At 61.0% G+C, this 20,592-nt stretch carries 15 protein-coding genes and 2 pseudogenes; 12 read left to right on the top strand and 5 right to left on the bottom strand.

The annotated features are described in order from the left end of the window. The 5 genes and pseudogenes from ALTERO38_RS21695 to hrpA all read left to right on the top strand — a co-directional run. Nucleotides 1-597 (top strand): annotated as a pseudogene (locus ALTERO38_RS21695) (methyl-accepting chemotaxis protein); the annotation flags it as partial. A 236-nt stretch (nucleotides 598-833) separates the two neighbouring features. After that, nucleotides 834-1,592, top strand: a pseudogene (locus tag ALTERO38_RS21700) (cache domain-containing protein); the annotation flags it as partial. Between the two features lie 102 nt (nucleotides 1,593-1,694). After that, nucleotides 1,695-2,450 (top strand): methyl-accepting chemotaxis protein, encoded by a 756-nt coding sequence (locus ALTERO38_RS21705; protein ID WP_372239399.1) that lies wholly within the window; start codon nucleotides 1,695-1,697, stop codon nucleotides 2,448-2,450. A gap of 246 nt (nucleotides 2,451-2,696) precedes the next feature. Beyond that, entirely contained in the window at nucleotides 2,697-4,301 is a 1,605-nt protein-coding gene (locus ALTERO38_RS04510) for a M28 family metallopeptidase (RefSeq protein WP_159967422.1), read from the top strand. A gap of 116 nt (nucleotides 4,302-4,417) precedes the next feature. Beyond that, complete coding sequence (hrpA, locus tag ALTERO38_RS04515) at nucleotides 4,418-8,557, top strand: ATP-dependent RNA helicase HrpA (protein WP_159967423.1); 4,140 nt, start codon at nucleotides 4,418-4,420, stop codon at nucleotides 8,555-8,557. Between the two features lie 141 nt (nucleotides 8,558-8,698). Here the strand turns inward: hrpA and ALTERO38_RS04520 are convergent, their stop codons facing one another. Continuing rightward, complete coding sequence (locus ALTERO38_RS04520) at nucleotides 8,699-10,816, bottom strand: TonB-dependent siderophore receptor (protein WP_159967424.1); 2,118 nt, start codon at nucleotides 10,814-10,816, stop codon at nucleotides 8,699-8,701. 136 nt (nucleotides 10,817-10,952) lie between these two features. Further along, entirely contained in the window at nucleotides 10,953-11,942 is a 990-nt protein-coding gene (locus ALTERO38_RS04525; RefSeq protein WP_159967425.1) for a ribonuclease Z, read from the bottom strand. 198 nt (nucleotides 11,943-12,140) lie between these two features. On the opposite strand from ALTERO38_RS04525, the gene ALTERO38_RS04530 reads away from it, so the two are divergent. The 3 genes from ALTERO38_RS04530 to ALTERO38_RS04540 all read left to right on the top strand — a co-directional run bounded on the left by ALTERO38_RS04530 (nucleotide 12,141) and on the right by ALTERO38_RS04540 (nucleotide 13,966). Then, nucleotides 12,141-12,923 (top strand): sulfite exporter TauE/SafE family protein, encoded by a 783-nt coding sequence (locus ALTERO38_RS04530; RefSeq protein ID WP_159967426.1) that lies wholly within the window; start codon nucleotides 12,141-12,143, stop codon nucleotides 12,921-12,923. 74 nt (nucleotides 12,924-12,997) lie between these two features. After that, nucleotides 12,998-13,741 (top strand): Mut7-C RNAse domain-containing protein, encoded by a 744-nt coding sequence (locus ALTERO38_RS04535; RefSeq protein WP_159969632.1) that lies wholly within the window; start codon nucleotides 12,998-13,000, stop codon nucleotides 13,739-13,741. 48 nt (nucleotides 13,742-13,789) lie between these two features. After that, nucleotides 13,790-13,966, top strand: a complete 177-nt coding sequence (locus ALTERO38_RS04540) for a hypothetical protein (protein WP_159967427.1) — start codon at nucleotides 13,790-13,792, stop codon at nucleotides 13,964-13,966. A gap of 28 nt (nucleotides 13,967-13,994) precedes the next feature. On the opposite strand, the gene ALTERO38_RS04545 is transcribed toward ALTERO38_RS04540, so the two are convergent. Further along, the gene (locus ALTERO38_RS04545; RefSeq protein ID WP_159967428.1) at nucleotides 13,995-14,612 is read right to left on the bottom strand and encodes a cysteine hydrolase family protein; all 618 of its coding nucleotides are present in this window, start codon (nucleotides 14,610-14,612) and stop codon (nucleotides 13,995-13,997) included. Nucleotides 14,613-14,750: 138 nt separating this feature from the next. On the opposite strand from ALTERO38_RS04545, the gene ALTERO38_RS04550 reads away from it, so the two are divergent. Continuing rightward, nucleotides 14,751-15,704 (top strand): helix-turn-helix domain-containing protein, encoded by a 954-nt coding sequence (locus ALTERO38_RS04550; protein ID WP_159967429.1) that lies wholly within the window; start codon nucleotides 14,751-14,753, stop codon nucleotides 15,702-15,704. 53 nt (nucleotides 15,705-15,757) lie between these two features. Here the strand turns inward: ALTERO38_RS04550 and ALTERO38_RS04555 are convergent, their stop codons facing one another. Continuing rightward, entirely contained in the window at nucleotides 15,758-16,921 is a 1,164-nt protein-coding gene (locus ALTERO38_RS04555) for a DUF1624 domain-containing protein (protein WP_159967430.1), read from the bottom strand. 790 nt (nucleotides 16,922-17,711) lie between these two features. Here ALTERO38_RS04555 and ALTERO38_RS04560 point away from each other — a divergent pair. From ALTERO38_RS04560 to ALTERO38_RS04570, 3 genes are all read left to right on the top strand, one after another. Continuing rightward, nucleotides 17,712-18,242 carry a DUF3455 domain-containing protein gene (locus ALTERO38_RS04560; RefSeq protein WP_159967431.1) on the top strand — a complete coding sequence of 177 codons (531 nt, stop codon included), beginning with the start codon at nucleotides 17,712-17,714 and terminating at the stop codon, nucleotides 18,240-18,242. Between the two features lie 100 nt (nucleotides 18,243-18,342). Continuing rightward, nucleotides 18,343-18,915 carry a sigma-70 family RNA polymerase sigma factor gene (locus tag ALTERO38_RS04565; RefSeq protein ID WP_159967432.1) on the top strand — a complete coding sequence of 191 codons (573 nt, stop codon included), beginning with the start codon at nucleotides 18,343-18,345 and terminating at the stop codon, nucleotides 18,913-18,915. Continuing rightward, nucleotides 18,912-19,640, top strand: a complete 729-nt coding sequence (locus ALTERO38_RS04570; RefSeq protein WP_159967433.1) for an anti-sigma factor domain-containing protein — start codon at nucleotides 18,912-18,914, stop codon at nucleotides 19,638-19,640. Before ALTERO38_RS04565 ends, ALTERO38_RS04570 begins: the two co-directional genes overlap by 4 nt. A gap of 4 nt (nucleotides 19,641-19,644) precedes the next feature. Here the strand turns inward: ALTERO38_RS04570 and ALTERO38_RS04575 are convergent, their stop codons facing one another. Continuing rightward, complete coding sequence (locus ALTERO38_RS04575) at nucleotides 19,645-20,349, bottom strand: glutathione S-transferase N-terminal domain-containing protein (RefSeq protein WP_159967434.1); 705 nt, start codon at nucleotides 20,347-20,349, stop codon at nucleotides 19,645-19,647. Between the last annotated feature and the right edge of the window lie 243 nt (nucleotides 20,350-20,592).

Genomic DNA, 20,592 nt, shown 5'->3' on the forward strand with positions numbered 1-20,592 from the left:
ATTGAACAGATTCACGAGCTGGCGGGCGAGCTGCGGGACAGTGGTTCTTCATTGGAGGGGCTCCAGCGGGACGTCGAGGGCATCGTCGGTGTGCTGGATGTAATTCGTGCGATTGCCGAGCAAACCAACCTGCTGGCGCTGAACGCGGCGATCGAAGCGGCCCGCGCCGGGGAAGCCGGGCGAGGTTTCGCCGTGGTCGCAGACGAAGTGCGGGCCCTCGCCAGCCGCACCCAGCAGAGCACCGGTGAAATCCAGAGCATGATCGACCGTCTGCAGAGCGCAACTTCGCACACCGTAGGCACCATGCGACGCGCCAGTGAGAAGGGCGAGGCAACGCAGGCGCAAGCCAACCAAGCCGGCGAATCACTGGATGCCATCGCCGCGCTGATCGGCACCATCAACTCGATGAACGCCCAAATCGCCAGTGCCGCGGAAGAACAGACCGCGGTGGCTGAAGAGATCAACCGCAGCGTGCACCACATCGCCGATGCGGTGGACGGTGTTGCCAGCGACGCGGCCGAAGGTGCTCAGACCGCACGTGAGCTCGATGGCCTAGGCGGACGCCTGCAGGGACTGGTTGGACAGTTCCGCGTTTAATTGCCGTCGAGACCACCCTGCTTTGCCTGGGGGTAAAGCTTCCACGTTTACGGTCCGTAACAAAAAAGGAGTCAAGAAATTTAAGCTCAAGCCGAAAGTGGTCGTAACGATAAATTGACGCCTTAAACACGGCGATTTATGTTTTCGACTGACTTGGTGACCAAAAAATGCTTTCTAATTTGCGCCTGCGTGTGAAGTTGCTACTGCTTGCACTTGGGCCGATTCTTCTTCTGGCCATGCTGTTCAGCGGCCTCGCAGTCCACGAATTACGTAGTCTCGCTGAACAGCAGGAACAACAGACCCGCCAGAGCTTGATCAATGACCGGCGCGCCGAGTTGCAACATTATGTCCAGCTGGCCCGTAATGCGTTGAAGCCTATATATGATGCCTCCGCCGACGGCGATCTAGAGGCGCGCGACAGGGCAGTGGCCGTTCTAGAGCAACTGTCCTATGGTAAAGACGGTTATTTCTGGGGTTATGACAGCCAAGCCGTGCGGATCTTGCAGGGCAATACCCGAGACAAGATTGGCCAAAGCTTTTATGACTTCCGTGATCCCAACGGTGTATATGCCATCCGCGAATTGGTCGAGGCTGGGCAGAACGGTACGTACTATGTGGATTACAGCTTTGTGCTTGGAGGCAGCAGTACGGTGGTGCCGAAGATCGGCTACGCCGATTACCTGCCGAAATGGAAGCTGGTCTTCGGTACCTCTTTGAACCTCGACGGTGTAGAACGAGATGTGCAAGCTGCGCGTGCCGAGTTCCAGCAGCGCATCGATGCGCTAGTCGGCATTATGCTGGGTTCTTCCGCAGCGTTGTTGGCACTGATTGCAGTCTTGGCGGTGTTCATGAGCAACGCACTGCTGCGTCCTCTGTTGCTGATCAAGACCAAGCTGGACGATATGGCCGCCGGAGACGGCGATCTAACCCATCGCTTGCCCATCACGAGCCGCGACGAGCTGGGCGAGCTGGCCGGCTCCTTCAATCGTTTCGTAGAAAAGATCCATACCCTGGTTCAGCAGGTTGCTGGCACCACTACTCAGCTGACCGGGCTGGTTGGCGCGGTGGCCAGCCAGGCGCAGCGCTCGGAACAAGCGATGGCAGACCAGCGGCATGAGACCGACCAGGTAGCCACGGCGATCAACGAAATGTCGGCTGCGGCACACGAAGTAGCGATGAGCGCGCAGCGGGCGGCAGAAGCTGCGCAGGAAACCGACCAGCAAGGCCTGGCTGCCAAGCAGGTGGTCGACCGCAGCATTGAACAGATTCACGAGCTGGTGGGCGAGCTGCGGGACAGTGGTTCTTCATTGGAGGGGCTCCAGCGGGACGTCGAGGGCATCGTCGGTGTGCTGGATGTAATCCGTGCGATTGCCGAGCAGACCAACCTGCTGGCGCTGAACGCGGCGATCGAAGCGGCCCGTGCCGGGGAAGCCGGTCGAGGTTTCGCCGTGGTTGCAGACGAAGTGCGGGCCCTCGCCAGCCGCACCCAGCAGAGCACCGGTGAAATTCAAAACATGATTGACCGCCTGCAGAGCGCAACTTCGCACACCGTAGGCACCATGCGGCGCGCCAGTGAGAAGGGCGAGACAACGCAAGTGCAAGCCAACCAGGCCGGCGAATCACTGGACGCCATCGCCGCGCTGATCGGTACCATCAACTCGATGAACGCCCAAATCGCCAGTGCCGCGGAAGAACAGACCGCGGTGGCTGAAGAGATCAACCGCAGCGTGCACCACATCGCCGATGCGGTGGACGGTGTTGCCAGCGACGCGGCCGAAGGTGCTCAGACCGCACGGGAGCTCGATGGTCTTGGAGGACGCCTGCAGGGACTGGTTGGACAGTTCCGCGTTTAAGCGCAGCAGGCAAATGATTCCGCGCCGGCTGCGCTGAGACCCGTAGGCATGGCCTGCGCATGGCCCAGACGAGACAGGTTCAAGCGAGGCGACAGAAGGTAGCGCCGTCCGGCGCGAGAGTAAGAACCGGGATATAAGCGTCCCGGTCTAGTCCCCTATGGCCGCGTCCACTTAATGCCGTAGGGGACGATGGCGCATGCCATTTTGCGGCCTGCCCATCAATCTCGTTGCAAGGATGAGTTACCCATGCAAAAGAAAAACAATGCACGTCGGGTAGTTGCTTCTTTCGCTTTACTGGCTTCCACCGCGGCACTCGCCGCGCCCACCTCGGACATCGCTGCGTTTGATGATTACTGGAGCCCTGGCAAGCCCGACTCACGGGTCTGCCGCTCGCCGCTGCTGGTAGGAACGCCGCTCGGGCTGCCTCGCTGTATGCAGGCGAGTAACGTCATGACGCACCTGCAGCAGCTGCAGGACATCGCCTCCCTGAACAATGACAATCGCGCGTCCGGTCAGCCTGGTTATCAGGCATCGGTCGATTACGTACGCACCACGCTCGAGCGCGCCGGTTACCGGGTACGGGTGCAGACCTTCCCCTTCCTCGCGTTCTACCCCGAGGGGCCAGGCTCACTCGCTGCGGTCGCGCCGCAGGCTGTGCAGTACACCTGGGAGGAAGACTTCACCTATGCCGATCAGACCGACCCCGGGACCGTAACCGCGCCGGTCGTTCCGGTGGACCTTTCCCTCGGCCTCGGTAATACCTCTACCAGCGGATGTGAACCGGAAGACTTTGCAGGCTTCCCAGCTGGCGCCATTGCACTGATGCAACGCGGCGCTTGCGCGTTTGGTCAGAAGGCGACCAATGCCGCTGCGGCCGGGGCAGCGGGTGCGATCATCTTCAATCAGGGCGATACCGAGGACCGAAAGGGGCTTTTGGTTGCCACACTGGGTGAGGACTATGAGGGCGGCATCCCGGTGCTGTTCTCCACCTATGGAAATGGTGTGACCTGGGCCGGGACCGATGGTCTGCAGCTGAGCATGAACGTCGACGTGGTGCGCGAACGGACCGAAACCTACAACGTGCTAGCTGAGACCCGTCGGGGCAATCCTGACAATGTGATCATGGTCGGCGCACACCTGGATTCGGTGTTCGAAGGGCCAGGGATCAACGACAACGGCTCCGGTAGCGCCGCGCTATTGGAAATGGCAACGCTGATGAGCAGAGCCTACCCGCTGAACAAGGTGCGCTTTGCCTGGTGGGGTGCAGAGGAGTCGGGGCTGGTCGGCTCGACTTACTACGTCAACCAATTGCCGGAGGAGGAGAAGGAGCAGATCAAGGCCTATCTGAACGTCGACATGATTGGTTCGCCGAATTACGCGAACTTTATCTATGACGGCGACGGGTCTGATTTCGGCTTGCAAGGCCCGCCCGGCTCGGGTGCAATCGAGCGCCTGTTCCGCTCGTACTTCCAGCTGCGCAACGCGCAGTCAGAGGGCACCGAGATCGACTTCCGCTCCGACTATGCGCAGTTCTTCGAAGACGGTATCGCCTTTGGCGGGCTGTTTACCGGCGCTGAAGACATCAAGACCCAGGAGCAGGCGCAGCGTTACGGAGGTGCGGCCGGACAAGCGTACGATCCGTGTTACCACAACGAATGCGACGACCTCAGCAACCTCTCCACCGAGGCGCTGGAGCTGCACGGCGATGCGTTGGCCTTCGCGACCAGTTGGCTGTCCCTGTCGACCAAGATGATCGACGACGAGATAGCGGCGGCGGCCGAGCAGAGCATCGGTGCCATGCGCATCCAGCAGGTACAGGAGAAGTCACGCTGGGGTCATTGGATCCGCTGATCGTCTGAACACCGCGCCGGTTCGCCGGCGCGGTCCTTCCGCCAATCCCTTTCCTTACGGCCAGCCGGGCAAATCTGCGACAATCGCGCCCATCACGAAATCGCTTACGGCAGTCCATGACCGACGCAACGCCTGCTTCAGAACAACTCCTGAAAAACCTCGATCAGGCGATGTACGCCGACCGTCATCGCTTGCGTCGTCAGCTGCACGACTTGCGCAAAAAAGCCGGTGCCGCCCCGATTGACGAGGAACGCCTCGCTCAGTGGCTTGAGCGCTTTCAAGCTTCAGCGGCCAAGGTCGAGGCGCGGCGCCAGAGTGTGCCGGTCATGCGCTACGACGACAGCCTGCCGATCGCGGCCAAGCGTGACGAGATCAAGGCCGCGCTGGAAAAGCATCAGGTGCTGGTGATTGCGGGTGAAACCGGCTCAGGCAAGACCACCCAGCTGCCGAAGATCTGTCTGGAGATCGGACGGGGTGTGCATGGCCTGATCGGCCATACTCAACCGCGTCGGTTGGCTGCGCGCAGCGTTGCCACACGGGTTGCCGAGGAGATCGGCACGCCGCTGGGTGAGCTGGTGGGTTATCAGGTGCGCTTCGAGGATCAGAGCAAGGACAGCTCGCTGATCAAGCTGATGACCGACGGCATCCTGTTGGCCGAAACTCAGCACGACCGTTTCCTCGAGCGTTACGACACGATCATCGTCGACGAGGCCCATGAACGCAGCCTCAACATCGATTTCCTGCTCGGCTACCTGAACACGCTGCTACCGCGGCGGCCGGACCTGAAGGTGATCATCACCTCGGCGACCATCGACCTTGAGCGCTTCTCCGAGCATTTCAATGGTGCGCCAATCGTTGAAGTCTCGGGACGCACCTTTCCGGTCGACACCTGGTATCGCCCGCTGGCCGCCGAGACCGATGAGGACGGCAACCGCGTTGAGGATGACCTCACCGTCGACCAAGGCATTCTGGCGGCGCTGGACGAGATTGATGCCCACGAGCGCAGCATCGGCAAGCGCCCCGGCGACGTGCTGGTGTTCCTGCCAGGTGAGAGGGAGATTCGCGATGCGGCGGAGGTTCTACGCAAGGCCAATCTGAAATTCACCGAGGTGCTGCCGCTGTATGCACGGCTGACGCCCGCCGAGCAGCAGAAGATTTTCCGGCCCGCTGCCGGCCGCAAAATCGTGCTGGCGACCAACGTTGCGGAAACCTCGTTGACCGTGCCAGGCATCCGCTACGTGATCGATTCGGGTACGGCGCGCATCAGTCGCTACAGCTACCGCGCCAAGGTGCAGCGGCTACCGATCGAGGCGGTGTCTCAGGCCAGCGCCAACCAGCGCAAGGGGCGATGCGGGCGGGTCGAGCCGGGGATCTGCATCCGGTTGTACGGTGAGGAGGATTTTCTCAGCCGGCCGGAATTCACCGATCCGGAGATTCTGCGCACCAACCTTGCGGCCGTCATTCTGCAGATGCTTCATCTGCGCCTCGGCCAGATCGAGGATTTCCCCTTTATCGAGCCGCCGGACGGCAAAGCCATCAGCGATGGCTTCAACCTGTTGCAGGAGCTGTCGGCGGTCAATCGCGAGAACCAGCTGACCCCCTTGGGCCGGCAGCTAGCGCGCCTGCCCATCGACCCACGGCTCGGGCGTATGCTGCTGGAAGCGGCGAAGATGGGCAGCATGGCCGAGGTGCTGATCGTCGCCAGCGCGCTGTCGGTGCAGGACGTGCGCGAGCGCCCGGCTGATCGACAGCAGCAGGCCGACCAGGCCCACGCGCAGTGGAAGGATCCGGACTCGGATTTCGCGGCGCTGATCAATCTCTGGCGCGGTTTCGAGGAGCAGCGCCAGGCGCTCGGTTCCAACCCGTTGCGCACCTGGTGTCGGAAGAACTTCCTCAACTATCTGCGGCTTCGCGAGTGGCGGGATGCGCATCGCCAGCTGACGCTGATCGTTCGGGAGCTGAAGCTCAACGATAGCGCGCAGAACCGTGGCAGCCAGCCTGCGGATGAGCGGGTATCGCAGCGTCAGGATCGCCAGCACGCCGAGTCTCGCAATGCGAAGTCCGCTCAAGCTGCGGATCTCAGTAGGGTGGAAGACGGCGAAGCCTCTTCGTCCGATAGGCCCGCTCTGACAAAGGACAAAAAGGTCAACGTCAAGCTGGCCCAACAAGCCGAAGCCAGCGAGGCCGCGCAGAAAGCCAAAAGCTATGCGGCGGTGCACAAGGCGATTCTGTCCGGGCTGCTCAGCCAGGTCGGGCACAAGACCGAGGAGGGCGACTTCCTCGGCGCGCGCCAGCGACGTTTCTGGGTGCATCCGTCCAGCGTCATCGGTCGCAAGAAGCCCAACTGGATCATGGCGGCCGAGCTGGTCGAAACCACCAAGCTGTTCGCGCGCATGGTCGCCAAGATCGAGCCCGACTGGATCGAGCCGCTGGCCAAGCACCTGACCAAGACCAACCACTTCGAGCCGCACTGGGAGAAGAAACGCGGGCAGGTGGTCGCCTTCGAGCAGGTCACCCTGTACGGCATGATCGTCGTGGCGCGGCGGCCGGTGCATTTCGGTCCCATCGATCCGGCCGCTGCGCGTGAACTGTTCATCCGAGAGGGATTGGTGCGCGGCGAGATGCACAGCCGCGCCAAGGCGCTCACCGCCAATCGCGAGCTGCTGGAGCTGTTTGACGAGCTGGAAGCCAAGGCCCGTCGCCGCGACATCATTGCCGACGAGGACACGCTATTCGCCTATTACGACGCGCGCGTGCCGCAAGACATCTACCAGACCGCGAGCTTCGAGACCTGGTACAAGCGTGAAAGTCAGAAGAACCCGCAGCTCTTGGTCATGTGCGATGAGGATGTCCTGGCGCGTGACGCCAGCGAAGTCACCGCGGCGCAGTACCCGGACCATCTGCGTATTGGCGAACTGCAGCTGCCGCTGGAGTACCACTTCGAACCCAGCCACCCGCGCGATGGCGTGACGCTGCGTGTGCCTGCGCCGCTGCTGCCGCAACTGCGTGCCGAGCGGCTCGACTGGCTGGTGCCGGGGTTGATCGAGGCCAAGGCCGTGGCACTGGTGCGCAACTTGCCCAAGGCGATCCGTAAGAACTTCGTCCCGGTGCCGGACTTCGTAAAGGCCGCGCTCTCGAAAATCACCTTCGCTGACGGCGCACTGCCGGATGCGCTGGGCCGCGAGCTGCTGCGCATGACCGGTGCCCGGGTGTCGGACGATGCCTGGGCGGAAGCGGCCGTGGGGCTCGAAAGCCATCTGAAGATGAACATCGAGGTGGTCGACGCCCGTGGGAAGTTCCTCGGAGAAGGCCGTGATCTGGCCGAACTGACGGCACGCTTCAGCGAAGCCAGCCAGGCCGCATTGGTGCCGCCGCAGCAGAAGGCCGAACAGAAACCGGTCGAGGCCAAAGGGTTCGCTCAGGTGGCCGAGAAGGCTCAGGCGAAGATGGCCGGCTTGTCGATGACCGTCTATCCCGCACTGGTCGAGGAGGGTGGAGTGGTCAAGGAAGGCCGTTTCCCGACCCAGGCCGAGGCCGATTATCAGCATCGCCGCGCTCTGCAGCGTTTGTTGCTGCAACAACTGGCCGAGCCGGCGAAGTACCTGCGCAACAAACTGCCAGGCCTCACCGAGCTGGCGCTGCTCTATCGCGACATGGGCAAAATCGATGCACTGGTCGAGGACATCCTGCTGGCCAGCCTCGATAGCTGCATCCTCGACGGCGAAGCCCAGCTGCCCCGCGATGGCGCTGCGCTGGCGTCACTGGCCGAGCGCAAGCGCGGTGACTGGGCGCCGCATGCCGAACGACTGGCGCGCCTGACACTGGACATTCTCAAGCTCTGGCACGGGCTGCAGAAGCGCTTCAAAGGCAAGATCGACTTGGCTCAGGCGGTGGCGTTGAACGACATCAAGGCGCAGCTGGCCAATCTGGTCTATCCGGGCTTCGTGCGCGAAACACCGGGTGAGTGGTTGAAGGAATATCCACGCTACCTCAAGGCTGTCGAGCAACGCTTCGAGAAGATCGGCGCTCAGCTTCAGCGTGACCGCGTGTGGTCCGGCGAATTGGCCGGTTACTGGGAGCAGTACCAGGCGCGACTGAAGAAGCACCAGCAGGAAGGCAAACGCGACCCCGAACTGACGGCTTACCGCTGGATGCTCGAGGAATACCGCGTATCGCTCTGGGCGCAGCAGCTGGGGACGAAGATGGCGGTGTCGGACAAACGATTGAACAAGCAGTGGAGTCAGGTGGAGGCTTGACTGCTGAGTGTTACAGCTTCGGTTGTTCTTCAGAATCGCCGTCGTGAGCTGGCTGGGTAGGGCCGGCGGTAATACAGGCGATTAAATGAAACGAGGCGCTTATCGATAAGCGCCTCGTTAATTTCAGCTACTCGAAATCATTTAGAACCGGTAGTTGGCGCTCAGCTCTAGAGTGCGCGGCGCGCCGGGGGTGATCAGGTCGACTGAGCCGTGGGCCGAGGCGTAGTACTCCTTGTCGAACACGTTGAACAGCCGCAATGCCGCATCCCACTTGGGTTGCTGATAGAACAGCGCCGCGTCGACGGTGGTGTAGCCTGGTAGCTCGGTATCGTTGTCCAGCGCGGTGTATCGGCTGCCGACGTAGTTGGCGCCCAAGCCAACGCGCCAGTGGGTATCGAGTGAGCGCACTGCCCACAGGTTGGCGCTGTGGCGTGGCGTGAGCGTCGGGACCTGACCTTCGTTGTCGACACCGTTGGTCTCGCTGTTCGACTTGGTGATTTCGGCATCCAGGAAGGCGTAGCCACCATACAGCTGCCAGTTGTCCGAGACCTGACCCATGAAGGTGGCTTCGAAGCCGTCGGTACGCTGCTCACCCGCCAGTACCAGTTTGGCCGGATTGACCGGGTCGGTAGTTTTGATCTGGGTACGTTCGAGACGGAATACCGCGGCGGTCAGCGTGAGCCGATCCTGCAACAGGTTCCATTTGGCGCCGATCTCGTAGTTCGTGGTTTCCTCCGGGTCCAGCTCAACGTTGGTCGTGCTGACCTGGAACATCTCGCCCGACGGCTGATAGGAACGGCTGACCGACAGGTAGTAGGACTGCATGTCATCCGGCTGCCAGACCAGACCCGCGCGCGGGCTAAGCGTGTAATCGGTGCGTTCCAGTTCGGCCTTGTTATCGAGGTCATTGCGGAAGGACTGGTCGAACTCGTCGTAGCGCACGCCCAGCAGCGCTTTCCAGTGTGGCGACAGTTCGATCAGGTCCTGGACGTAGAGGCCCGTGGTTTCCTGAGTATTGAGGCCGTCCCCCGTCTTCTGATTGGCCTGGGAAGGCACCGGCAGCAGCGTATCGCCATACACGGGCACCCGCGCGATGTCGTTCTGGTTGTAGAACTGCTGGTCCTTTTCCTGGCGGCCAAACTCAACGCCGTAGAGCAATTGATGGCTCATTCCGGCAAAGACCGCGTTCTGCTTGAGCTCGGTCTGGTTGAACCAGCCATCTTCCTTACGCTGGACGTTGCCACGCTTGAGCTTGACCAGCAGGCTGCCGTCCGGAGCAGTAACGAAGCGGTTGACATCGGTGTGTGCCAGGGTGTTGTTACGGTCCAGATCGTAGTGGTAGTAGCGGCTGGTATTGCTCAACGTGAAGGCGTCATTGATTCGGTAGTCGATGCCCGCTGTCAGCGAGAACACTTCGCTGCGGGTGTAGTCCTGGCTCGCATCGGCAGAACCGAAGCGCTTGTCGCGGTCCACATCGACGGGGCGGCCGTTGAGTGCGGGAATACCGAAGTCGATCAGACGTTTGTCATACAGATACGACGCGCCGAGGTTGATTTCGAGGTCATCGGAAAGGCGGAAATAGGCCGATGGCGCCAGGGCCTTGCGTTCCAGAAAGGCATCCTCGCGGAAGGTGTCGCTGTCTTCCAGCGCGCCGGTCACCCGAAATGCCTTGTTTTGCTGTTCTTGATCCGCCCAGCCAGCATCGAATTGTGTGCGCCGCTTTCCTTCGCTGTCGAAGCTGACGCCCACTTCCTGCTCTGGCGAGAAGGTCGGCTTCTTCGTCACGCTGTTGATCAGGCCACCGGAGGAGCCGCGACCGTAGAGCACAGCGGCCGGGCCCTTGAGTACTTCCACGCGCTCGATATTCGACATGTCCCGGTAGTAAAGCGCGTCATCGCGGATGCCATCGATGTACTGGTCGCCAATCGCACTGAAGCCCCGGATAGTGACCTGGTCGCGTTGCCCGTCGCCGTTGCTCAGGCCGATGCCCGGAACATTCTTCAGCGCGTCTTCCAGAGAATCGGCGCCCTGATCCCTGAGCACGCTTTGCGGCACTACGTTGACCGACTGCGGAATGTCGCGCAGCGGAGCGTCGATCTTCAGAGCAGTCGTGCTCGCTTCCGGCTTATAGCTTGCTTCTTCGCGGGCACCTGTTACTGCGGTAGCGGGAAGCTCAAGCGGGGAGGCGGATTGTGCATACACGGCCGGAGCGGCGAGCAGGCTGAGCAATGGCAATAGACGGGTTGCGTTTGATGGCACGGTGTCATCTCCAGTGAAAGAGGAGGCGACAATAGCGATATGTAAACTGAATGTAAATGATAAAAGTTATCATTCAGCAATCTTGCATCTGCTGTTCTCGGTGGCGGTTCTTTCAGGCTAAACGCAGGTTGCAGGCTCAGGGGTGCTTCGCACGCGTCCTGGTCGTACCTGCCACCCGTTGCAGCTGACCATGCTTGTCTAGCCTAATTCGCAGGAAATCCTCAGCTAATATCAGGTTCGCGCCAAAATGCCCTGCGGCTTCCTGCCGAATGTCCTCAATCGATAAGCCTCGACTCGGAGCGCCTTGATACCGTGCACTGAAATGCGTCAGCACCAGATGCGGCAGCTTTACCGACGCTGCGAAAGTGGCGACCTGCGCGGCTGTGCTATGGCCAAAATCAGCTTTACCAGCTTCGGCAATCGCCTGGGTGTAGGTGGCTTCGTGAACCAGTAGTTGCGCGCCTTGGCAGGCGTCGCGGAGCAGTTCGGGCCGGTCGTTATCGCCTGCGATAACCACACGACGCGGTGCACGGTTGAAGAGGAGATAGTCCTCGCTGAGCAGCGTACGGCCCTCGTACGCGACCTCGCGGCCATGCATCAGCTCGCCCCAGAGTGGGCCGCGCGGGATGCCGTCGCGGTCGAGCTTGTCGATATCGAGGCTCGGGTCCGGGCGGGTTTCGGTAAAGCTGTATCCCCAGCTCGGGACGCGATGTGAAAGAGCGGTAGCCTCGACCCGCATTTGGGAACTGGACCAGCCATCGAGCGCCTCGGTGGCATGAAATTGCAGTTCATAGGGCAACCAGCTCTGGCTCATTTCCAGCGTTGCCCTGATCCAGTCTTCGATTGCCTTCGGAGCGATGATCTCCAGTGGTTCCTGCCGCCGCGCCATTCCGGCACTGGCGAGCAGGCCCGGTAAACCGTAGCAGTGATCGCCGTGCACATGGGTGATGAACACTGCGCGCAGGCCGTGAAGCGTCAGTGGTGTGTGCAGCAGTTGATGCTGGGTGGCCTCGCCACAGTCGATCAGATACCAGCCCTTGCCCTGATCTTCCAGTAGGGCTACACCGCTGACATTGCGGGACTTGGTCGGCGTGCCGGAAGAGGTACCGAGGAAGATCAGATCCATGAGGATGCTCGTGCATTTTTGTAACGTCAGTATGGCGGCTGGGTGCTGCAGGAGAAACCGGCGCCAACCGCAGCGGTGCTGTGCATATATCTTTTAGCTACTAAGAAAGCACCAACTTATATTAAGGATTGCTAGTTCGGACCGTTATGCTGCTGGCCTTTGACACGGCCCCCGCGGGCCTTAATCGGACAGCACGTGATGGAATTCGGTGTAATCGGCTTCATTGTGGCCGGCCTGCTGGTTGGCTTTATCGTCGGTATGACCGGCGTTGGCGGCGGCTCGCTGATGACGCCGATCCTGTTGTGGTTCGGCGTAAATCCGGCTGCGGCTGTTGGTACTGATTTGCTCTATGCCGCGATCACCAAAGCAGGGGGCGTCTGGGTCCATCAGAAGCATCGAAACATCGACTGGCGCCTGACCGGCTGGCTGGCGTTGGGCAGTGTTCCGGCGGCAGCGTTGATGCTCTGGCTACTCAAGGGCCTGCACGGCGACCAGGAAGTGCTCAATGCTGTGATCAAACAGTCATTGGGTGTGGTACTGGTGCTCACGGCGCTGGCAGTGCTGTTCAAGAAACGCCTGATGTCCTTTGCGGCGCGTCTCTCAGGTCCAACCCCACGGCTCTCGCCGCGTGGCCTCAACATCCTGACCGTGGTGGTGGGCGTGGTGCTCGGCGCCATGGTGACGCTGACCTCCATCGGAGCTGGCGCGTTGGGCACCGTGGCGCTGTTCTTCCTTTACCCTTTGCTGGCCACTCGCCGACTGGTGGGCACCGAGATCGCCCACGCGGTGCCTTTGACCTTGGTAGCCGGGCTGGGCCACGCCAGCATGGGCAACATGGACTGGACCATCCTGACCTACTTGCTGATGGGGTCGTTGCCGGGCATCTACCTGGGCAGCAACCTGGCCGGCCGAGTGCCTGAAGCAGTACTGCGGCCTTGTCTGGCAGTCATGCTGGCGATGATCGGGTATAAGCTGATCTGACCTATCGCAATCTTCGGGAGTGAGCGCGCTGCGCGTGCGTAGTACAGCAGGCTCGCTTGGCGTTGCCAGACACCATGACCAATGCAACGTTTCGCTTCTATGCCAGGTTGAACGCATTCCTCCCGGTCGACCGCCGTGGGCAAGCATTTCAGTGTGCCTGCGCGGCGTCTGCCACCACCAAGCACATGATCGAAACTCTCAGCGTACCCCATACCGAGGTGGCGTTGGTCCTAGTGAACGGCGCGCCAGCTGGCCTTGATTGGCCCATCGAAAACGGTGACCGCATTGCCGTATATCCCAAGTTCGAAAAGCTGGACGTCAGTGCTTTAGCCACCGCTCAACCTTTGCCGTCCGGCTCGCCGCGTTTTGTGGCGGATGCCCACCTCGGCGGTCTGGCGCGACTGCTGCGTATGGCCGGGTTCGACACGCTGTACGACAACCACTTCGAAGATGCGGCCATGGCAGAGCTGGCCAACCGTGAACGGCGTGTCCTGCTGACCCGCGACCGCGCACTGCTGATGCATCGGGTGGTGTTGCACGGCTGTTATGTGCATGCGCTCAAACCACAAGGTCAGCTGCGCGAGCTCTATCATCGGCTCGATCTGGCCAGCCATGCCCGACCCTTCAGCTTGTGTTTGAGCTGCAATGTGCGACTGCATGAAGTGGACAGGCAGGCGATACTCGACCGCGTCCCGCCGCGCGTACAGGCGCGCCATGAGCGCTTCCTGGGCTGCAGTGAGTGCGACAAGATCTTCTGGGAGGGCACGCACTGGCAAGACATGCGCGCCTTGCTCGAATCCCTGACGCTCGTTGACTAGCGATTGGTTCGTATTGGTTAATGGCGTCTCAGTGCTCTGGAGCCGCCCATGCAACGCCACAAGATGTCCTATCTCACGCCCGCCATCCCTCTGCTTGTTTCAGGAGTTGCCTGCCTGGCGATTGGTCTTGCATCGGAAGCGAAGACCTTCGTCTGGATGGCGCCCGGCTTCATGGCGACCGGTGGCGTGCTTTTATGGCTGGGCCTCCGCCGTCGGGCCGGCTGACAGGTTCGGCGGAGCTTTGCTCAATCCTTCAGCGCTGCACGGCTCGTTGATTGGACAGGTAGATATTGTCGGGTGAAAGCGCTTGCTCATCCCGCACGGCCTGTAGCCATTCGTCCGTGGTTACCACTGCCGCGAAGCCGGTGTTCATCACCACAGTGAAGGCGCGATGAATCTCCTCGGCGCTAGCTGCGCCCACCGAATTCTCGTAGGGCAACGAGCCACTGGCGTCATGCAGCAGCTCCACCTTCCAGCCTTCATGGTGTGCCTGGAGCGTCGTTGAAACATCGCAGTTGTGGGTCATGTAGCCCACCACCGTCAGGGTGTCGATCTGCCGTTCACGCAGCCAGCCGCCAAGGTCGGTATTGGTCAGGGCGCTGGCCATGGACTTTTCGATGCGAAAATCGACTGGACGCTCTGCAACGGTCGGGTGCAACTCGGCCTGCTGGCTGCCGCGGGCAAACAGCGGTGAGCTCGCCGGTGCCAGGTGTTGCACAACCACGACAGGAATTCCTGCGTCGCGCGCGCCATCCATAGCACGTGCAATATTGACGAGCGACAACTGCACGTCCGGGTATTCGATGCGCAGGTTGCCTGTGACGTATTCGTTCTGTACGTCTATCACGATCAATGCACGCTTCTGGCTCATGTCAGATGTCCTTGCTCGAGGAGGGGGAGCGCCATTGTGTCGCGGCTCGGTTGGTATCGTGAGTGGCCCGCATGACGGCTTGCGCTAAGATCGGGCCAATTTTCCCATCTCTGCGTTCTTTGACGCCAAGGGTCAATCATGCAGCCGCATCGAATCGCAGTTATTGCCTTTGACCAGATCAGCCCGTTCCACCTGTCTGTGCCGTGCCTGGTATTCGGTGAGGAAGGCTCGCGAGAGCAGGAATACTGTGTCGAGGTGTGCGCAGCCGAGCCAGGACTCCTGCGCACCACAGCGGGGTTTGCGTTGCAGGTCGACTGCGGACTGGAAGCGCTGGAGCAGGCGCAGACGGTGATCATGCCGAGCTGGCGTCACGCCGATGAGCCACCGCCAGCCGCACTGATCGATGCGCTGGTGGCCGCCCACGCCCGCGGCGCCACGCTTGTTGGGCTTTGTCTGGGCGCTTATGTGCTGGCCGCGACCGGCTTGCTCGATGGTCGTTGCGCTACGACCCATTGGGCATCGGTCGAGCATTTCAAAACACGATTTCCCTCGGTTGAGGTCAACGCTGATGTGCTCTACCTGGATGACCACGGCCTGCTGACGTCCGCAGGCACAGCTGCCGCGCTGGATTGTTGTCTCTATCTGTTGCGTAAGCACTGGGGCGCGGAGATTGCCAACCGGGTCGCTCGGCGGCTGGTCATGTCGCCCCATCGTCAAGGGGGCCAAGCGCAGTTCATCGAACAGCCCGTGCCTGCAAACCGCCGCGACACACGCCTGGGCGAATTGCTGGATTGGACACGGGCAACGCTGCACCTACCTCATACGTTGGACAGCTTGGCAAACAAGGCGATGATGAGCCGGCGTACCTTCACCCGGCATTTTCGACTGTTCACTGGTACAACCGTCAGTGGCTGGCTACTGACCGAGCGGCTAGCCCTGAGCCAGCGGCTACTGGAAACCACCGACCACCCTATCGCTGCCATTGCCTCGCTGGCCGGGTTCGGCTCCCAGGTCTCGCTGCGCCAGCATTTCAGCAAAGCTCTCGGGGTTTCACCGAAGCACTACCGCCAGGCCTTCCGCGGCCAGGCTTGAGCATCCCTAACTTAGGCGTAACGGTCAGGCTCTCCGAGCCCGTCATGTGCGGCTCAGAGGTACTTGAGCCACTGAATGTCCCGTCGGCGTGCCTTCAGCTCGGCAAACCAACGCACCGCCGGAAACAGTGCTACGGCCAGAACGAGCGTGCTAAGCCAGATCGGCCATACGGCGTCAAAGCCGAAATAACCTCCCTGGTTGAGCCCCCATATGGCCGCCGCGGCGAGATAGAGCAATTTGAGTGCGTACAGGTGCAGCAGGTAGAAAAACATCGGTGCGGACCCGAATACTGATAGTGGTCGCAACCAACGGCGCGTCTGGTTGCGCTCGAAGGCCAACAACAGTAGCAGGCCGCTTCCCAGCGTCAGACAGAGAAACAGCAGCGACGGCGGATACTTGGTGATGTTGAGCAGGCTCATCAGGGTGTGCGTCCCGGTCTCGCCGGCATTCCACGGCTGCTCACCGTAGCCGTTGATCAGACGCAGACCCACGAAGGCCAGCAGCGCACCCAAGCCATAGCTGCGCAACCGACTCTGCCGCGCGACCGGGTCCGCTTCACGGGCAAACCACGGACCGATGAAGTAGCCGATGGCGATTACGCCGATCCACGGCAGCAGCGGGTAAGAAGTGCGTAGGCGCAGGCTTTCAGAAATATCGATCCAGCCACGGTCATGCAGGACCGCCCACGGAATATGCATCAGCGAGTCGCTGGCGAAGTGCAGCGGGTCGAGCAGGTTGTGGCCCGCGATGATTGCCAGACCCAGAGCCGCCAGCAGTCCGCGCGGCAGCCAGAGCAATGCGGCCAGGGCAATCATGCTCAGACCGATTGCCCAGATAACCTGCAGGTAAATCACGCTCGGCGGGACCTGGAACGTCCAGGCGAAGTTGACCAGGGTGAACTCCAGCACCACCAGAAAAAGTCCGCGCTTGAGCAGAAAGTTCGAAACGGCCGCCCGCCCTGCATGTTTCTCCCCGTACAGAAACGCTGATAGACCGGTGAGCAGGATGAATACCGGCGCGCAGAGATGGGCCAGCGTCCTGCTGAAGAACAGCGCAGGTTCGGTGACCGCGACATCCATCGGATCCGGGACCTGCAGATGCAGCAGAAAGGTTTCGCGAACGTGGTCGAGCAGCATGAACAGGATGACCAGACCACGTAGCGCATCGATAGATTGCAGACGCGCCGAGGCAGGTGAGGTTGCGGTAGAGGCGGACATGGAGCACTCGCGACGGTAGACATCACGCGAATGCAGGACGCATCGCGATTTGGGCGCGATACGTTATAACAAAAGTGCGGGCGCGCCAATCGCGTCTGTACAGGATCGTCGCCTGTTCCTCCACACTGGGTACGACGCACTGGGTGAGGGTTCTTAAAACGGTAGCAATTACCGAGTAAGGGCACGCCGACAGTCGCGAAGCCCCGGTATCTTTGGCGTCCGTGATGTTATCCACAAAACCTGTGGATAACACTGTGCACATAACTTGGATGACTCGACCAAACGCCCAGCTCACGCGGGCTACGCACAGATCGACGAGTTTTTACACAGTATCAGTAATTCCTTTTAAATCAGTTAGTTACTAGATTTTGATGCTGCAGTGGAAGGTGCGTGCAGAACACGATCAGAACGGATGCACCGAATGTGCATAAAAAAATCTGTCAACGGCTTTTTTAGAGAAATTCGTTGCTATAACGCTGGACAAAACCATCGAAATGGTTAGATGAGATGGCTGAATGCTAGCTCATGCCGCTGGTCATGCTCCCCACGCTGACGCAGTCGGTGAACATACCGAAACGCTCGGCTCAGAATGTTTGTCAGAGGGGGATCACCACTTTTTCGCTTTCTGATGGCGCCGCGAGCAGTCTTTCACTCTCGGCGATGGGTTCAAGGTGCAGGACAAGGCTCGCAACTTTTTTTCAAACTCACTGCATCCAATCGTCTGCCTGCTGGGTAGTACAGGTAGTGGCCGCTTGGCCGCGCAATCCGATCACTACCCGGAGACACGAAAATGGACGCAAAAAAGATCTTCTGCCTGACCGGTCTGACACTGGCCCTCGGCTGCTCTACCAGCGTTTTTGCCCAGATGGATGTACCTGAAGCCGTGCGCGTACCGGATGGCCACAAGGTCGCCATGGAAACTGTTGGCGTCGGGCAGATCACCTACGAATGCCAGGCCAAGACCGACATGCCCGGCCAGATGGCCTGGGTCTTCATGGGGCCGAAGGCAGCGCTCAACGACCGCAGCGGCAAGCAGGTCGGCAAATACTACGGCCCGCCTGCAACCTGGGAATCGATGGACGGCTCCAAGGTGACCGGCACTCAGGTCGCCATCGCGCCGGCTGGCGAGGGCAACATCCCGCACCAGTTGGTCAAGGCCAACCCAGCTGAAGGCAAGGGCGCGATGACCGGCGTTACCTACATTCAGCGTGTCGCGACCAAAGGCGGCGTAGCGCCGGCCAAGGCGTGCGCAGCGGCTAATGAAGGGGAGCAGCAGATTGTCGATTACCAGGCCGACTATCTGTTCTGGGCCAGCAAGTGAGTAAAGCGCAGCGGGTGAAAAGCCGCTCGATATGAGCGCTGATCGCCTCTATGCTCTGACTCCCCGGCCCACATGCGCCGGGGGTGTCGATAACCAGCCAATGGCAGATACCGTGTCGCAACCCCCCTTGTTCGATTACGAAGCGGCACTGCGCGCCTGCGCGCGTGGTGAGCGCTCAGCGCTGCAGCAACTTTACGAGCAGGAAAGTCCGCGCCTGCTCGGCGTGGTGCAGCGCATCGTGCGCGACCTGGCCCTGGCCGAAGACATCGTCCATGACGCCTTCATCCGCATCTGGAACAAGGCCGGGACCTATGATCAAACGCGTGGCTCTGGCCGCGGCTGGATTTTCAGCCTGACCCGCCATCTGGCCCTAAACGCCGTACGTAACAATGCCCGCCACGTCCAGATGGAACCGGACGAGGAGGGCGACATGGAGCACGCCGCCATCGATGGCTGGCAGGAACAGACCGACGCCTTCGATTGGCGGGTAAACCCCGGCAGGATCGAAGCCTGTCTCGAACAACTCGAACCGGTGCGCCGCAACTGCGTGTTTCACGCTTACGTGGACGGCTATTCACATCAGGAAATTGCCCAGCGCCTTGGTGCGCCACTGGGCACGGTGAAAGCCTGGATCCGCCGCAGCCTGACCGCCCTTCGTGGGTGCATCGGATGAACAACGAACCCAATGATTCGCACGAGACCCTGCATGAGCTCGCCGGTGAATATGTGCTTGGCACCCTGGATGCGGTAGACCGGGAGGCGGTCGAAAAGCGCCTGACCGTCGAGCCTGAGCTGCGAGCAGCGGTCGATTACTGGGAAGCGCGGCTGCTGCACCTGACCGACTTGGTCGACCCGCAAACACCTTCGCCGCGTTTGTGGAGTCGCATCCAACGCACGCTGGACGAGGCGAATCGTCAGGCTGTTCCGGTGGCACCAGTACGCCGGTCCAGCTGGTGGGACAGCCTGTCGCTGTGGCGTGGTTTTGCTGCAGCCGGCATGGCCGCTACGTTGGTACTTGGGGCCTTGTTGGTGACGCGTATTTCGCCCGACCCGTCGCCGACCTGGCTCGTTGTGCTCGCTGCTCCGCAGGACCTGTCGCCGGGTTGGGTCGTGCAGGCCAGCAATCGGACGCAGGAGATCGAGCTGATTCCGTTGGGCGTCACCGAGTTGCCGCCGGATAAAGCACTGCAGCTCTGGACCAAGGCCGAAGGCTGGCAGGCGCCTGTCTCCCTCGGGCTCGTTAAGCCTGGCGAGCCGGTAAGGATTCGTCTCGATGACCTGCCTCCGTTGCAACCCAACCAGCTGTTCGAGCTGACGCTGGAACAGCCCACCGGCTCACCGACCGGTCTGCCGACCGGGCCGATCCAGTTCATCGGGCGGGCGGCAAAGGTGATCTGACGGGTTAGCCGTGAGCTGGAATGTTCAGGCCCTTGGCCACTGCGGGTCGCGCGACGAAGGCATCCAATACCCGCTGTACGTTGACGAAGCGTTCGAACTCCACCAGTTCGCGCGCTTCGTAGAATTCAACGAGGCCGCGCACCCAGGGGAAGGTCGCGATGTCGGCGATGCTGTAACGACCGCCCATCAGCCAGTCGCGGCCCTGCAGGCGCCTGTCCAGCACGCCCAATAGACGTTGGGCTTCGGCGACGTAACGGTCGCGTGGGCGCTTGTCCTCGTAGTCCTTGCCGGCGAACTTGTGGAAGAAGCCTAGCTGACCAAACATCGGCCCGACGCCGCCCATCTGGAACATCAACCACTGAATCGTCTCGTAGCGGGCTGCGGCGTCTTCCGGCATGAGCTGGCCGGTCTTGTCCGCCAGGTACAGCAGAATCGCACCGGACTCGAACAACGCCAGCGGCTCGCCATCCGGACCATTGGGGTCGAGGATCGCCGGGATCTTGTTGTTCGGGTTCAGCGAAAGGAATTCTTCCGAGCGCTGGTCACCACTTTCAAAGCTGACCAGATGCGCCTCGTATGGCAGGCCCGTCTCCTCCAGCATGATCGACACCTTCACCCCGTTGGGCGTGGGCAGCGAATACAGCTGCAGGCGATCCGGGTAGCTGGCGGGCCATTTCTGTGTGATGGCAAAGGTGGATAGATCGTGCATCGATTCCTCCTCAGGGTGACGTCGGGGCGCAAAACAGTGCGCCGTTTAGCGACGGGGCGTCTTGTCTTGTTTTCATTCGGACAGCGGCGGTCTGTCCTCGTTGCGGCTGGTCGACGCTGCCGGCTGGTGCGGGCACTCAGGCAGCATGTGGACGGGGTGAGAACTCAACGTTGTTGTTTTCGTCGCTTTGCACGGGCTCTGGCGCCCGCTATGGTTCAAGTTTCAACTTCGCCATGGAGCGCT

This window comes from Pseudomonas sp. 9Ag, assembly GCF_902506445.1.
Lineage (GTDB): Bacteria > Pseudomonadota > Gammaproteobacteria > Pseudomonadales > Pseudomonadaceae > Stutzerimonas > Stutzerimonas stutzeri_AB.